Source organism: Arthrobacter sp. MYb214 (genome assembly GCF_002979865.1).
Classification (GTDB): Bacteria; Actinomycetota; Actinomycetes; order Actinomycetales; family Micrococcaceae; genus Glutamicibacter.
This window is the reverse complement of the sequence record NZ_PCPZ01000003.1, coordinates 334,537-349,488: the sequence shown is the minus strand read 5'-3', so window position 1 is coordinate 349,488 and position 14,952 is coordinate 334,537. Positions and strand designations below refer to the sequence as shown.

Below are 14,952 nucleotides of genomic sequence, written 5' to 3'. Positions count from 1 at the left end.
CCAACAAGCGAATCTTCGAAGGAGCACCATGTCCACTTATGCCGTTACCAACCCCGCCACCGGCGTAGTCGAAGCAACCTACCCGACTGCCACCGATGCGCAGATCCAGGATGCCATCGCCGAGGCGCACAACGCCTACACCCAGTGGTCGGTCTCCGCACTGGAGGAACGCGTCGCCCTGCTGGAGCGGGTGGCTGACATCTACGAGGCACGCGCCGATCAGCTGGCCGCGATCATCACCCGCGAGATGGGCAAGCCCATCAAGCAGTCGCTGGGGGAAATCGGCATCGTGGCGGCGATCTACCGCTACTATGCCAAGAACGGCCCGGGGTACCTGGCCGACGAGGAGCTGGAGATCGCTTCGGGCGGCAAGGCGCTGGTGCGCAAGGAAGCGGTCGGCGCGCTGCTGGGCATCATGCCGTGGAATTTCCCGTACTACCAGGTGGCACGCTTCGCCGGGCCGAACCTGATGAACGGCAACACCATCCTGCTCAAGCACGCGCCGCAGTGCCCGGAGTCGGCGCTGGCCATGGAGGAGATCTTCAAGGAAGCAGGGGCCCCGCAGGGTGCGTATGTGAACATCTTCGCCACCAATGACCAGGTCGCGGACATCATCGCCGACCGCCGGGTGCAGGGAGTATCCCTGACCGGTTCCGAGCGCGCCGGATCCGCCGTGGCAGAGATTGCCGGGCGCAACCTGAAGAAGGTGGTGCTGGAACTGGGCGGCTCGGATCCATTCGTGGTCTTCGACGACGCGGACGTGGCGCGCACCGCCAAGCTGGGCATGCGCGCCCGCTTCGGGAACACCGGCCAGGCCTGCAACGCGGCCAAGCGCTTCATCATCGATTCCTCGGTCTACGAGGACTTCTCCCAAGCGCTGGTGGAGCAGGTGGCCGGAATCAAGGTGGGCGACCCGGCCCAGCCGGAGAACTTCCTTGGCCCGCTGTCTTCGGCCGCTGCCCGCGACGGCTTGGCCGCACAGGTGCAGGATGCCATCGACAAGGGTGCCCAGGTCTTGGCCGGCGGCAAGCCGATCCAGGGCGCGGGCGCATTCTACGAGCCGACCATCCTCGCCGGGGTGACTCCCGAGATGCGTGCCTTCTCCGAGGAGCTCTTCGGCCCGGTCGCCGTGCTCTACAAGGTAGATGGCGAAGAAGAAGCCGTGGCCCTGGCCAACAACACCGACTACGGGCTGGGAGCTTCCATCCACACCCAGGACATGGAACGCGCAGAGCGCGTTTCCGTGCAGCTGCAAAGCGGCATGGTGGCCGTCAACGAGCCTTCGGCTTCCTACCCTGAGCTGCCTTTTGGCGGCGTGAAGCGCTCGGGCATCGGCCGCGAGCTGGGCAAGTACGGCATGGACGAATTCATCAACCACAAGCTGGTGAAGATCGCTGGGCGCTAAGACAGGGGATTGCGGCAACGGTCCTGGCTTCCCCGGAGAATTCCGGGTAAGCCAGGACCGTCAGTCGAAAATGGCCTATATGCGGTTAGCAGCGAGCCGTTGAATCAGCGGCACCTGGGCGGGGCCTCCAGTGCCCCGGCAGCTAGCTGCGCGTCATCGCCAGCGGCCACTGTTCTTCCGGGGTGAAGACTGGCAGGGCGTTGGCAATTGCCGTGTGGGTCCAATACCGAACTCGGAAGGCCAGCATGCCGCTTTCCTCCGCTTGCTCGAAGAGCGTGCAGATCCGGGTATTCGCAGGAGTCTCATCGACGATCTGGAGAGCACCGTTGGGAGGCGAGACATGGATGAAACGAAGCTGCTCGCCCTGGGCGTCCAGTATCGCCACGAGAACAGCGCAATTGTGAACGGAAGCGAGGCCCATGACGTCGTCTACCGGCTCGTTGAGTTGTGCAATGATCACGGGCATTCCTTGGATCCACCCGTACTCGCTCAGATGGGAGCGTCCTTCGCGCGACCCCAGGAGTTCGGCGACACGTTCAGCAGTCTTGGACCTGACTATACGTCCTGGCATTAGTACTACCTCCACTTTGTTCGTAACTCTCGAGTGCACCCCATAAGTCACGCCACTTCGCAGATTGCCGATGAGTCTGCCAGCAGGCAAGGTTCGCCGTCGTTGAGAAGCGGAGTGTGCTTTAAATCTAGGCCACTTGGTCTACGACCGGGAGGGGTGCCCCTGGGTTCTCAGCTAATTTTCAGGCTCAGAGGAGAGCTTTTTGAACTTAGCTTCCGGCCTAGTCAGTAGTTTGTTTGGTCTGCCGCGGACTGCCCGTCGCTAGGCTTCGTATGTACGCCGGAACGGACCGCATTTCCAAGGTCCACAGCCGTGCTTGCTGTTCGCCGCAGCTGCGGGCAGATCGTTGCCGCTTCCAGAGCCAGTTGTGATGTCCAGGGACAGTGTTCTGCCCCCGCGCGCAACGACGTCGTGCCGATTAGGGACGTGTCTATCCACACCACGCGCAGTCGAGCGCTGTAGAGTTCGGGATATGTCGAGTCCCGAGTCAGACAAGTCCGGGGTTGTCGGTCATACCGCCAGCCCCTTCAACCAGTAGTTACGACGCCCACGATCTGTGTGGGCGTATGTCTGGCGTACCCGGGGTGCTGGCCGTGGTGACAAGAAGAACCATTTCTTGATTTCTCACCTCGGAGTACTCGATGCCTTTTGCTCTCTACATGCTTGCCTTGGCGGTTTTCGTCATGGGCACTTCAGAATTCATGCTCGCGGGATTGCTCCCCGCGATCGCGACCGAGCTTGACGTCTCGGTCGGCACGGCGGGCCTGCTGACCTCGGCCTTCGCGATCGGTATGGTCATCGGCGCGCCAGTGATGGCCGCATTCGCTCGCCGTTGGCCACCGCGGCTCACGTTGATCGTCTGCCTTCTCGTGTTCGCGGGAAGCCACGTCATCGGAGCGATGACACCCGTGTTCGCTCTCCTCCTCATCACCCGGGTGCTCAGCGCTCTTGCAAACGCAGGATTCCTCGCCGTAGCACTGAGCACGGCCACTACTCTCGTGCCAGCGAACCAGAAGGGGCGTGCACTGTCGATCCTGCTCTCCGGCACGACGATCGCAACGGTCGCGGGTGTCCCCGCTGGGTCTCTGCTCGGCACAGCGTTGGGCTGGCGAACGACGTTCTGGGCAGTCGCCATCCTCTGTATTCCGGCGGTCTTCGGAGTCGTTCGAGGGATCACGAACAATGCCGGTCAGACCGCAACTGCCGGGTCCTCGCCAAGGCTTCGTGCCGAGCTCAGCCAGTTGGCGACGCCGCGGCTCATCCTGGCCATGGCACTTGGAGCGCTGATCAACGGAGGGACCTTTGCGGCGTTCACCTTCCTCGCCCCCGTAGTGACCGAGACTGCGGGGATGGCTGATGGGTGGGTGTCCTTCGCACTGGTGATGTTCGGCGTCGGATCATTCCTTGGCGTCACGATCGCTGGGAGACTGTCAGATCAACGCCCCGGCGTCGTGCTTGCAGTCGGCGGCCCGCTGCTGCTGACAGGATGGATCGGATTGGCATTGGTCGCGTCGCATCCCGTTGCGCTTATCGTCCTCGTCTTCGTTCAGGGCTTCCTGTCGTTCGGCGTTGGCAGCACCTTGATCACGCGTGTGCTGTATGCAGCGTCGGCTGCTCCAACGATGGGCGGTTCGTACGCAACCGCGGCATTGAACCTCGGTGCCGCGGCGGGTCCTGTGCTTGGCGCGTTCGGGCTCGCGGCAGGGTTGGGGGTGCTCGCGCCGGTCTGGGTGGCCGCGGCATTGGCGGCGGCCGCGCTCTTGACCATGGTGCTGAGCCGGCGCACGCTTTTGGAAACCACTGCGGAGGCCAATCGATGACAGATCCAAATGCGCTGTTCACGCCTCGTACCCGTCTCCGGATAGCCCGTCTGATTGTTGAAGACGGCTATCCGGCCACGATGACAGCGAAGATGTATATGCTCTCTCCGATCACTGCCCGGAAGGGGGGGGCCGGTCGTTGACGGGAAGAGGGTGGGCATGGGATGCAGGATCGCTCCAGCAGGCCGCATTGCAGTCCAGGCAGGACGCCCGAGCATGCCTAGAAGAAGCAGATCATCAATCTGCGCTTGCGACTTCGGCTGGTCCAGCCCAGATCGCTGCGTGACTTGGTCTCCCGGCGTCCAGGGTTCACGCGGTCCTCGCCCGTTGCCGCGTGAACCGCCTCTCCCGTATCGATCGTGTCACTGGTGAGCCCTTGCGGCGACATGGGCACCCTTATCCGGGATCGTTGATCCATGTCGATGTCACGAAGTTCGGGAATATCCCCGACGGTGGTGGACATCGTTACGTTGGTCGGCAGCAAGGCGCACGGAACAGAACCGCCACTCCGGGACTGCCCAGAGGCAAAGACCACAAGCCGCGGACTGGAACGGCGTTCGTTCACACAGTGATCGACGACCACCCCCGAGCCGCTTATGCAGAGATCTGCATGGACGAGCGGGCAAGCACAGCGGTGGGAGTTCTCGAACGCGCTGTGGCCTGGTTCGCTGAACGGGGCGTGACCGTCGAGCGAGTCCTATCCGACAATGGGTCGGCCTACAGATCCCACCTTTGGAGGGACTTCTGCGCTCGGCTTGGCATCAGACACAAGCGAGCACCTCCCTACCAGCCGCAGACGAACGGGACGATCGAGCGGTTCCACCGCACACTCGGGGGCGGGTGGGCTTATGCCAAGTTTTACGGTTCAAACGCCGAGCGACGCCTGGCTCTGCCCGGCTGGCTCCACTTCTACAACCACCACCGACACCACTCAGCGATTGGCTGCGCACCCTTCGCCCGACTAAACAATGTCCCTGGACCTCACAGCTAGTTCAGATTTCATGTCCGATTCATTCTGGGTTGATGGGAAAACCATGAGAATCCATCGGGCAAGCAGATGCAGCCAGGCTACGGGATCTACTGTTTCAGAATCCGCTTACGCAGAACGCAAGCCGCCGAGGCGGATGAAGCTGCGGCCATCCGGAAATTCGCAGCCTAGCTGAAAGGGGATTGATCATGCGGCATTCCGTTCCGCGCAAGAAGAAAGATGAGCAGCTCCCCGCTAGTTCGCATCAGGCAGACCAGGTTAGCCAGCAGTAAGTCCACACAGGCCGGTTGCTGGTCCGACGCCCTAGCAACCATATTCCGGGAGGCACGAAATGAGCACCTTTGGCATTGAAGAAGAATTCTTCATGTTCGACGCAGAAACAGGGTTGCCGGCCAGCACGGATAAAGAAGCGTTACGGCAAGCGCTGGATTCGCAGCGCGATGGCGAAGTGCAGAACGAATTGCTTGCTTGCCAAATAGAGCATGCTAGCGCCATCTGCGAAGACCGGGATCAGGCCCTGCATGAGCTGGGAAGTTTCCGCAGGGCTCTGGCAGGCGAAGCGGCTTCCCGCGGCCTGCTGGTCGCGGGTTTGGGCGCGGCGCCGATGATTGCCCAGCAGGCTCCGGAGCTGACCGATAATGCAAGGTATCGGGAAATCGGCAACTTCGTTTCCGGAATAGCGTCAGAGCATTACATGTGCGGTTTGCACGTCCATGTGTCCATCCCTGATTCCGAAGCGGGAATTCGTGCGCTGAACTTCTTGCGCGGATGGCTGCCATTTCTTTGCGCCCTGGGCGCCAATTCTCCGTATTGGAAAGGGGGCGACAGCAACTTTTCATCGTGGAGAACCATTCACTATCGAAAGTGGTCCGTCCAGGGAATTCCGCCGTACTTCAAGGATTCGAAAGACTATGGGACTCGGCTTGCGCGAATCAATGGAACCGATGCAGTTCCCGACCCAGGCCACATCGGATGGTCCGCCCGGTTGTCGGAAAAGTACCCGACACTCGAAATTCGGGTCGCGGACTCGCAGTTGAGAGCGCAGGATTCGGTATTGCTGGCCGTGCTCATGCGAGGGCTGGTCGAGACTGCGGTGGCCGGCGAATTCGATGCGATCGAGTATCTGCCCGAAGTCCTGGACCTCTCATTGTGGCAAGCGGCCAAGAACGGAATCACCGGAGTGCACGTGGACACGCGAACCGGAGAGCAGGTCGCTGTGGAGGAACTGGCCCGCAGAATGCTCCGACTCATTGAGGACGCATTGAGGGCTCATGGAGATTACGACTATGCCGTGATTTCACTCAGGAACATGCTGGAGACAGGCAATGGAGCGGTTCGCCAGCGGGCTGCATTCGAGCGTGGTGCTTTCACGCATCTGTTGGCCAATGCCCATTCCGAGATGCAGATGTAGCTTGCCGTCCAGGGATCCTCAACGCAGACTGCAGACTGCAGACTGCAGGGTGTGGCCGGGGCCGGTGAAAGCTGGCCCCGGCTCGAAGCATCCGGGCTGGCACCGGAAAGATCCGGGTGCGGAATCCTCTAGATTCCGAGGGAATCGCGAAGTCGCGCCACATGCCCCTGGGCATCCACGGCATATTCAATTTGGCGGATGCTGCCGTCTTCATCGATGACAGCGGTGGAGCGCAGGGTGCCCACGACGGTCTTTTCGCCGATGTTCTTTTCACCGTAGGAGCCGTAGGCTTTGGCAACTTCGTTGCCCGGGTCGGAAAGCAGCGGGAAGTTCAGCGATTCATCGCTAGCGAAGGCTGCCAGCTCTTCTGGCGCGTCCGGGGAGATGCCCAGAACGGAGAATCCTGCGGCCTGCAGCGAATTGAGGTTGTCGCGGAAATCGCAGGCCTCGGTGGTGCAGCCGGGAGTCGCGGCCTTGGGGTAGAAATACACGATGACTTTCTGCCCTGAATAATCCGAAAGCGAGATGGTCTCTCCCTTGGCATCTTGCAGGGAGAAGGTTGGCGCTGGCTGGCCGGCGGTGAGCGGAGAAGAATGGGCAGTCATCGATTCAACTTTCATATAGTGATATTTTGTTTTCATTCTAATTCAGTGGATGCACTCAATGCCAGAGACTTCTGGGATATATTTCCAACGGACTGGACCACTGAGCATTCGCGCCCTGATGCTCTGGTGTCCTCGCGGTTACCGAACTTTCCGGGGTGTTCCTGCCTGCCAGAGCAGAACGCCAGCCGGGAGCGATCCAACGACTTCTGGAAGGCAACAACCTCGCCATTGACCGTGAGGCACGCTTACAAGGCATCAAGGAAGGCTTGGCTGGTGCAAAAGATTGCTTTCCCGTTGGCAGTTCTGCGTGCTGGCGAAACTGTCGCCCGGCCAATTGATCACCATGCGAGTCCCGCAGGCCTTCAGCCATCCGCGATGCACTAGGGCAGTGGACACCGCGCAGAAAGCTGCCCTGCACCAACGAAAACACCGAGGCGGGCAACTGGCAACAGCTGCGCGACCCGGTGCATCCGGTTACCGGCCAGAATGCGGCCTGCTAGCGGTTGGCGGCCTTGGCTTCGAGGGAACGCGTCCACCGTTTGGCCATGGCCTGGATGGCAGAAGCGCTTGCCCCCGAGATCACGGCGAACGCCAGCACCTTGCCTACGGCGGCCTGCTGCTGCTTTTCGGGGTTGGCCAGCGATGGCGGTTCTTCACCCATGGCTTTATGCCAGACCCCGGAGACGAGCTTGGCTCCGAGCCAGCCTGCACCGAGCGAAATCAGGGTTCCGAAGATCTTTACCAGCAATTTCATGTTCTGCTCCTCTGTTAGCGGTTAGTTGGAGTTTGGTTCCCGGTCGGCTCCGCCGGTTCCCAGCGGACCTCATCCGGTTGCTTCTCATCGCGCCAGCCACGCCACACCGGATGGCGCAGAAGGCGGTCCGAGGTCAGTTCGCTGTATCGGACTTCTGCCACGTATTTCGGGCTCACCCAGTGCGCATCGCTTTGATGCGCTGCCGGGATGTTCTTGGCCGGGGGAGTCTTGCGTTCGATCTTTTCAAGCCGCTCGCGGATTTCGGCCAGTTGCGCGTCGCTGAATCCGGTGCCCACCCGGCCGGCGTATTCCAAGCCGCCATTTCCCGGAATGGCCAGCAGCAGCGATGCCAGGCTGCGGCTACGCGACCCCTGTCCAGACCGCCAGCCAATCACCACAGCTTCCTGGTGCCGCTGGTGCTTGAGCTTCACCCAGCTGGTGCTGCGCCGGCCCAGCTCGTAGACGGAGTCGCGTTCCTTGGCCACCACGCCCTCCAGGCCCAGCGCACGGCTGGTCTCGATGGCCTGCTCCAAGGTCCCGGTGTGGGCCGGTGGCACCTGCACGTACTGGTGGTCGAGATCCAGGCCCGCAAGCCGTTGGCGGCGTTGTTCGTAGGTCAGAGCAGTCAGATCCACCAGTCCTGCATCCTTGTCATATGGCAGCTGCAGCACGTCGAAGACCAGGTACTGGATCCTGATGGCCGAGGCCTGCTTCGTGCGTTTCTTCCGCTGGTGGGCCACCCGTTGCTGGAGCAGCGAGAAGTCAGGGCGGCCCGAAGAATCCAGGGCGACGATTTCCCCGTCCACCACACAGCGTTCCGGCAGCAGCGAACCGAGGATTTCGAGTTCCGGGAAGTCTCCGGTCAGGTCGTGGCCGTTGCGGCTGATCAGCTTGGTTTTGGCGCCATCGACTACTGCCAACGCGCGGTAGCCGTCCCATTTCATTTCAAAGCTCCAACCCCGCTCGCCGGAGATCTCCCGAGCAGTGCCGGCAGTGGCCAGCATGGGGCGCAACGCTTGGCCCGACAGATCAGCCACGGCCTGCTTGGCGCTAGGCTCGCGAGCAGCCTCCGGTTCTCCGCCACCGGAATCAGCGGACGTTCCCGCCTCGGCTCCGGCCGGCTGTTCCTTGGCCAGCTGCAGCAGCCAATTGTCCTTGCCGCCCATCCCTGCGGCCTGGATCAGCACGAACCGCCGGTCCACTCCGCCCAGCCCGCCCTCGCGGGAGCCGGTGAGCACCGCGATGACTTCTTTGCCTTCGCGCCACTTCTCGATGGTGCAACTGCCCGAATCCCAGATTGATACTTCCCCAGCACCGTATTGGCCCTTGGGGATGCTGCCTTCGAAGCTTGCGTAGGAGAGCGGATGGTCTTCGGTCATGACCGCCAAGCGCTGGATTCCGGGTTCCAGGGGTGGACCCTTGGGCACCGCCCAGGAGACCAGCACTCCCTCGTGCTCCAGGCGGAAATCCCAATGCAGCGCGCGGGCATGATGTTCCTGGATGACAAAGGACAGCCCGGTGCCGTCCTTTCCGCCCGGCTGACCGGACTGGGAATTCCCGGATTGCTCCGGCACCGGTTCAGGTGTCAGCGCCGCATCGCGCTTGGAGCGGTAGACCGCCAGACGATCCGGGTCCTGCTGTTGTCCCGAGGCCAGCTGCGCCAGCGGATCGATTCCATCAGCAATGCGGTCCAGCACCTCGTGGAAGTCCAGCTGCTCCAAACCCGGCGCTTCGATTTCTTCCCAGGTTCGCGGGGCCGCGACAGTGGGCCGTGCCCGGCCGCGCAGCGAATACGGACAGACGGTAGTCTTCGAGGCGTTATTCTGGCTCCAGTCCACGAACACCTTGTTCTCGCGCAGCGAGCGCTTCATGCTGGCGAGAACCAGTTGCGGATGCTCCTTCTGCAAGGTGGAGGCCAATTCCTTGGCCACCTCGTTGACTTGCTCCGAGGTGTATTTGCCATCCAGTCCGGCATAGAGGTGGATGCCCTTGGAACCGGAGGTCACCGCAAAGCTGGGCAGGTCCATGCCGTCGAGAATCTCTCGGCAGATCAAGGCGACTTCAGCGCACTGCTCCAAGCCCGCGCCCGGACCGGGATCCAGGTCCAGCACCAGCCGGTCCGGATTGGCAGGTTCCAGCGAGGAATCGAAGCGCCACTGGGGAACATGGATTTCCAGCGCAGCCACCTGGGCCATCCAGGCCAGCACCGCCTCGTTGTTGACTAGCGGATAGATATTGGAGTGGGTCTTGTGCTGCAGCTTGGCCGAGGGAATCCAGCCTGGGGCAGAGTCCTCGAGATCCTTGCGGAAAAACACCTTGCCCGGTTCTTCGGGGGTCCCCACGCCGTCCACCCAGCGCTTGCGGGTGGCCGGGCGCCACGCGGCATGCGGAATCAGCACCGGGGCCACCTGCTGGAAGTAGTCCATGACTTCGCCCTTGGTGGTCCCGGTCTGCGGGTACAGGACCTTATCCAGATTGCTGACCTTCAGCGTGTTCCCCGCGACGGTGACGGTTTGCTCCCTGCGTGCCATGCGCTGTCCTTTGCTTTGCCTTATGAGGACCAATCTTCCCGAGCGGCGCCGGGGAATCCAGCGTTCCAAGCAAGCTTTGCGTTTCGCGCTGCCGAACCTCAGCGCCGCCTGCCAGAATCACTAGGGCAGTGACACACTGGCTGGAAAGATGCTTCACTATGCCCATGCGAGCTATCTGGACTGGATCAATTGCCTTCGGCCTGGTGAACGTGCCGGTCAAGGCCTACGGCGCCACCGAGGACCACGACATCGACCTGCACCAGGTCCATGACAAGGACGGCGGACGGATCCGCTACGAGCGCCGATGCGAAGTGTGCGGGAAGAAAATCGCCTACAAGGATCTGGACAAGGCCTATGAGGACGGAGAACGGACCATTGTGCTCACCGATGAGGACATGGACGCGTTGCCTGCGGAGAAGAGCCGCGAAATCGAGGTGGTCCAGTTCGTCCCGGCCAGCCAAGTAGATCCCCTGATGCTGGAGAAGAGCTACTATCTCCAGGCGGACTCCAAATCGCCCAAGGCCTACGAGCTGTTGCGCCGAACGCTTCAGGACACCGAGAAGCTGGCAGTGGTGCGCTTCGCCCTGCGCCAGAAGACCCGGCTGGGCATCTTGCGTGTCCGATCCAAGGTGATGGTGCTGCAAGCGGTCATGTGGGCGGACGAGCTGCGCGATGCCGAGGCAGTGGCACCGGAGAAATCACCGCGGATCAGCGAGCAGGAACTGAAGATGTCTGCCTCCCTGGTAGACCAGTACAGCAGTGATTTCACGCCGCACGAGTTCCAGGATGACTACCAAGTCCAGCTGCAGGCGCTGATCGAAGCGAAAATCGAGCAGGGTGAGGACCTGGATACCGAGGCGACCTTCGGTTCCCCGGACCAGAGCAGCGAGTCCGGGGAGGTCATCGATCTGATGGAGGCGCTCAAGCGCAGCATCGACGGGCGCAAGGCCAAGGCCCCGGCCAAGGCAGCCAAGGATGGGAAGGCCGCGGCGGCGAAGAAGCCAGCAGCGAAGAAACCTGCGAAGAAAACGGCAGCCAAGAAGCCGGCCACGAAGAAGGCAACGGCAAAGGAGGCCTCCTCCTCGCCACACAAGAAGAAGGCCTCCGGTTCCGGGAAGAAAAGCGCCTAGCCGCTAGGGCTTGAGCACCACCTTGATGCACGCATCCTGCTTCTTCTGGAAGGTCTCGTACATCTGCGGACCGTTCGAGAGCGGCTGCTCGTGGGTGACCAAGTCGTCCAGGCCCAGCGGATCGGCTGCATCCTCGGCCAGCGGCAGCAGCTTCTGGGTCCATGAGCGCACATTGCATTGGCCCTGTCGGATCTGGATCTGCTTGTCGAACAGCTTCACCATCGGCATCGGGGTGGCGGCCCCGGCATAGACGCCGCTGATCGACAGGGTGCCGCCGCGGCGCACGGCATCGATGGCCGAATCCAGCACGCTGGTGCGGTCCGCGGAGACGTTCTCCATGGCCAGCTGCGCGGCCTTGTCCGGCAGCAACCCGGTGGCTTGCTGGAACATCGAGGAGACCGGGGAACCATGGGCTTCCATGCCCACCGCATCGAGCACGGCATCGGGGCCTCGACCGGTGCGCCCGCGCAATTCGCCCACGGTGTCCTTGGTGAAGTCCAGGGTCTGGATGCCGTGGCGCTCAGCCATGGCGCGGCGTTCTGCCACCGGGTCGATGCCCAGCACCTCATAGCCCAGGTGCCGGCCGATGCGCGCGGCGAGCTGGCCCACCGGCCCGAGCCCGTAGACCGCGAGAGTTCCGCCGTCGGGGACATTGGCATAGTGCACGCCCTGCCACGCGGTGGGCAGGATATCGGAGAGGAAAAGGTAGCGGTGGTCGGGCAGCTGGTCGCCAACTTTCACCGCACCGTAATCGGCATGGGGCACGCGCAGGTATTCGGCTTGGCCGCCGGGCACCTGTCCGTAGAGTTCGGAGTATCCGAAGAATTGGGCGCCCTTGCCGTGCTTGCGCACCTGGGTGGTCTCGCACTGCGACTGCAGGTCGTGCTGGCACATCCAGCAGTGGCCGCAGGAGATGTTGAACGGGATGACTACCCGGTCGCCTACCGACAGCTTGGTTATGCCGCTGCCGACTTCCTGGACGATGCCCATGGTTTCGTGGCCCAGCACGTCGCCGGCATGCATGTAGGGGCCCAGCAGCTCATAGAGATGCAGGTCCGATCCGCAAATCGCGGTGGAAGTGACCTTGATGATGATGTCCCCGGGATCCTGAATCACCGGATCCGGGACATCACTGAAACCGATCTTTCGCTTGCCTTGCCATGTCAATGCTTTCAAGAGGTTATCTCCTAGTCGTATCGTTGCCGGCGGAATACAAACGCGGATCAGTCGGTATTGAACTGGTCGGTGTCAACCTGGTCCGGGTCTTGCTCCTCGGCTGGCTGCTCGAACGCGTCTTCGTGGTCCCCGACAGAATTCTGTTTTTCCTCCGTGGGCTCATCGGGCGTTGGAACGATCCCCGGGTGCTGCTCTTCGTCTGGCTGGTTGGATTCCATGGATGGTCCTTTCTTCATCAGATGGGCGATGGCACCGACCATTCCACACCGGGCAGCAGGCAACAAGGCAAGTTTGATGGGCATTACCTGTGAGTCGGGGATCCCCGGAATTCCGGGGATCAAGCGTGCACTGCCGGGGCTGATTCCTGCAAGGTTGCTGAACGGCACTGCAGGCGCGGGCGCGACTTCCTAGTGTGTGCTGTGGGAGCGGGCCAAACTGCTGCCCTGAGAGCTGCGAGGTGCTGATGAGCGTGCAAGAGCCCGAGAAGCGCACGGTGGGATTAATTGCCGACCCTGGCATAGCCGACGCGATGGCCAATCGGATCGCTGCCCGGCTGGAAGGGGTCATAGAGAAGTTGCAGGAGCACGAGCAGCAATGGGACGTGCAGGTAGCTCCCTTTTCCCTGCCCTTGGGGGAGAGCGGACGGGTCGCGCTGAACGACAAGGTGCCCAGGCTGCGGGAAAAGCATGGCTGGGACTTCATCATCTACCTCACCGATGCCCCGCACTATGTGCAGAACCGGCCCGTGCGTTCGGTGATTTCCGTCGAGGATGCCTCGGCCGTGCTTTCCATGCCCAGCCTCGGGTTGGCCCGGCCGCGCACCGTGGCACGGGAACTGGCCGAACTGGTCAGGGAATTGGCTACCGGCAAGCAGCCGGCTCCGCCTCCGACCCCGCTGGGACGGGCGATGAGCGTGCACGCCAGCCGGCAGGACGGGCAAAACGAGCAGAACCGCATCTCGAGCATCGAAGGTTTGCGCGGGCGGTTGCTGCTGATTGCCGGGATGGTGCGCAGCAACCAGCCGTGGAAACTGGTGCCGCGGCTTTCCTCCGCGATGGCAGGTGCGGTGGCCACCGGTGCCTTCGGCGTGTTCTACACGAGCATCTGGGCCATGGCCGACTACCTGCCTGCCGGGCGGCTTTCGCTGATCACGGTCTCAAGCATCCTGATCCTCACGCTCTGGCTGCTGCTGCACAACCGGTTGTGGGAGAGGCCCAAGGGCAACCGCCGCCGCGAGCGGATGGTCGTCTACAACGCGGCCACCGTGCTGACGGTCGGGTTTGCCGCGACGGTCATGTACCTGCTCTTGTTCCTTGCCTTGCTGGCCGGCTCGCTGATTGTCATTGACCAGGAATATCTCGCCTACCAGCTGCGCCATGATGTCACGCTGGCCGAATACATCAACCTTGCCTGGCTGGCATCCTCGCTGGGAACCATGGGCGGGGCCATCGGCTCCAGCTTTGACGAAGTCAAGGAAGTCCAGCGCGCCACCTTCAGCCAGCGCGAATACGAGCGGAGGAATATGGAATTCACCATCAGCAAGGATGACGTGGAATGATCCCCGGGCCCAATCGCCCGGGGACCGGTTCACCGTCCTACGGCTGGTTCTTGCCGCCGTTCACGTGCACCGTGGAACCGACCACGTAGGAAGCCTCATCGCTGGCCAGGAACACATAGGCCGGGGCCACTTCCACCGGCTGGCCGGCCCGGCCAAGCCAGGTATCGTGGCCGAACTCAGGCAGCGCCTCGATCGGCTGGCCATCCGAAGGCTGCAATGGAGTCCAGATGGGGCCGGGCGCCACGGCATTAACCCTGATGCCCTTCTTCGCTGCTTGGGACGCCAGCGACTTCGTGAAGTTGCTGATCGCGCCCTTGGTGGCGGCATAGTCCATCAGGTGATCCGAGGGATCGAAGGCCTGGATGGAGGTGGTGTTGATGATGGAGCCGCCTTCGGGAAGCACCTGCAGGGCTGCGCGGCTCAAGGCGAACATCGCGAAGATGTTCACATCGAAGGTGGCTTCGACCTGCTCGTCGCTCAGCTCTTCCAGGGACTCGACGCTGATCTGCTTGCCGGCGTTGTTCACCAGGATGTCCAAGCCATCCAGCGCGGTCACCGCCTCATCGATCAATGAATCGCGGTAATTGCGGTCCCGCAGGTCCCCGGGCAGCAGGTGGACTTCGACTCCCGCATCTTCCAGGACCCCGGCGATGGCGTCGGCATCAGGCTGTTCGGCGGGCAGATAGGCCAAGGCGACCTTGGCTCCCTCGCGGGCAAAGGCGATAGCCACCGCCGCGCCAATGCCGGAGTCGCCGCCGGTGACCAGGGCGCGTTTTCCGGCCAGCCGGTCCCGGCCCTTGTAGCTGCGCTCGCCATGATCCGCCTTGGGCTTCAGGTCCCGGTCCAGGCCGGGTTCCTCCTGGCGCTGTTCGGGCGGGCTGATCTTTTCCTTGCCGGCGCGGCCTTCGCTTCCGGTACCGAGCGGCTCAGTGCGGTCCTGGGGATTCTTCTCGGGCATGGGATCTCCTCCTGCTGTTGCGGCAGGACGCCGGCGCGGTGCGCT

General features: G+C 62.4%; 13 protein-coding genes and 1 pseudogene. 7 read left to right on the top strand and 7 right to left on the bottom strand.

Annotated features, from left to right (window positions below; translation table 11 throughout):
• Window positions 1–28 precede the first annotated feature (28 nt).
• A complete protein-coding gene (locus CQ012_RS10390; RefSeq protein ID WP_105662088.1) occupies window positions 29–1,405 on the top strand; it encodes an NAD-dependent succinate-semialdehyde dehydrogenase in 1,377 nt (458 codons plus the stop codon).
• Between the two features lie 142 nt (window positions 1,406–1,547).
• Here the strand turns inward: CQ012_RS10390 and CQ012_RS10385 are convergent, their stop codons facing one another.
• On the bottom strand, window positions 1,548–1,865 hold the full coding sequence (locus CQ012_RS10385; protein ID WP_286134638.1) for a hypothetical protein: 318 nt from the start codon (window positions 1,863–1,865) through the stop codon (window positions 1,548–1,550).
• 677 nt (window positions 1,866–2,542) lie between these two features.
• On the opposite strand from CQ012_RS10385, the gene CQ012_RS18000 reads away from it, so the two are divergent.
• The 4 genes and pseudogenes from CQ012_RS18000 (at window position 2,543) to CQ012_RS10370 (ending at window position 6,195) form a co-directional block, all read left to right on the top strand.
• A complete protein-coding gene (locus tag CQ012_RS18000) occupies window positions 2,543–2,596 on the top strand; it encodes a chloramphenicol resistance leader peptide (RefSeq protein ID WP_124770126.1) in 54 nt (17 codons plus the stop codon).
• A 21-nt stretch (window positions 2,597–2,617) separates the two neighbouring features.
• Window positions 2,618–3,796, top strand: a complete 1,179-nt coding sequence (locus CQ012_RS10380; protein ID WP_105662086.1) for a Cmx/CmrA family chloramphenicol efflux MFS transporter — start codon at window positions 2,618–2,620, stop codon at window positions 3,794–3,796.
• A pseudogene (locus tag CQ012_RS10375) lies at window positions 3,793–4,787 on the top strand (IS481 family transposase). The gene CQ012_RS10380 and the pseudogene CQ012_RS10375 overlap by 4 nt, the downstream one beginning before the upstream one ends.
• 328 nt (window positions 4,788–5,115) lie before the next feature.
• Window positions 5,116–6,195 carry a carboxylate-amine ligase gene (locus CQ012_RS10370; protein WP_105662085.1) on the top strand — a complete coding sequence of 360 codons (1,080 nt, stop codon included), beginning with the start codon at window positions 5,116–5,118 and terminating at the stop codon, window positions 6,193–6,195.
• A gap of 128 nt (window positions 6,196–6,323) precedes the next feature.
• Here CQ012_RS10370 and bcp read toward each other — a convergent pair whose 3' ends face one another.
• The 3 genes from bcp to CQ012_RS10355 form a co-directional block, all read right to left on the bottom strand.
• Window positions 6,324–6,800 carry a thioredoxin-dependent thiol peroxidase gene (gene bcp, locus CQ012_RS10365; RefSeq protein WP_105662154.1) on the bottom strand — a complete coding sequence of 159 codons (477 nt, stop codon included), beginning with the start codon at window positions 6,798–6,800 and terminating at the stop codon, window positions 6,324–6,326.
• Window positions 6,801–7,296: 496 nt separating this feature from the next.
• Window positions 7,297–7,554: a DUF4235 domain-containing protein gene (locus CQ012_RS10360; RefSeq protein WP_105656071.1), complete on the bottom strand. Its 258-nt coding sequence runs from the start codon at window positions 7,552–7,554 to the stop codon at window positions 7,297–7,299.
• 14 nt (window positions 7,555–7,568) lie between these two features.
• On the bottom strand, window positions 7,569–10,085 hold the full coding sequence (locus CQ012_RS10355; RefSeq protein ID WP_105662084.1) for an ATP-dependent DNA ligase: 2,517 nt from the start codon (window positions 10,083–10,085) through the stop codon (window positions 7,569–7,571).
• Between the two features lie 164 nt (window positions 10,086–10,249).
• Here CQ012_RS10355 and ku point away from each other — a divergent pair, with 164 nt between their 5' ends.
• The gene (gene ku, locus CQ012_RS10350) at window positions 10,250–11,215 is read left to right on the top strand and encodes a non-homologous end joining protein Ku (protein WP_105662153.1); all 966 of its coding nucleotides are present in this window, start codon (window positions 10,250–10,252) and stop codon (window positions 11,213–11,215) included.
• Between the two features lie 3 nt (window positions 11,216–11,218).
• On the opposite strand, the gene CQ012_RS10345 is transcribed toward ku, so the two are convergent.
• Window positions 11,219–12,391 carry an alcohol dehydrogenase catalytic domain-containing protein gene (locus CQ012_RS10345; protein ID WP_105656074.1) on the bottom strand — a complete coding sequence of 391 codons (1,173 nt, stop codon included), beginning with the start codon at window positions 12,389–12,391 and terminating at the stop codon, window positions 11,219–11,221.
• Between the two features lie 47 nt (window positions 12,392–12,438).
• Window positions 12,439–12,609: a hypothetical protein gene (locus CQ012_RS17600; RefSeq protein WP_181149052.1), complete on the bottom strand. Its 171-nt coding sequence runs from the start codon at window positions 12,607–12,609 to the stop codon at window positions 12,439–12,441.
• Window positions 12,610–12,854: 245 nt separating this feature from the next.
• Here CQ012_RS17600 and CQ012_RS10335 point away from each other — a divergent pair, with 245 nt between their 5' ends.
• Complete coding sequence (locus CQ012_RS10335) at window positions 12,855–13,949, top strand: hypothetical protein (protein WP_146112950.1); 1,095 nt, start codon at window positions 12,855–12,857, stop codon at window positions 13,947–13,949.
• A 37-nt stretch (window positions 13,950–13,986) separates the two neighbouring features.
• Here the strand turns inward: CQ012_RS10335 and CQ012_RS10330 are convergent, their stop codons facing one another.
• Window positions 13,987–14,907 (bottom strand): SDR family oxidoreductase, encoded by a 921-nt coding sequence (locus CQ012_RS10330; protein WP_105662081.1) that lies wholly within the window; start codon window positions 14,905–14,907, stop codon window positions 13,987–13,989.
• Between the last annotated feature and the right edge of the window lie 45 nt (window positions 14,908–14,952).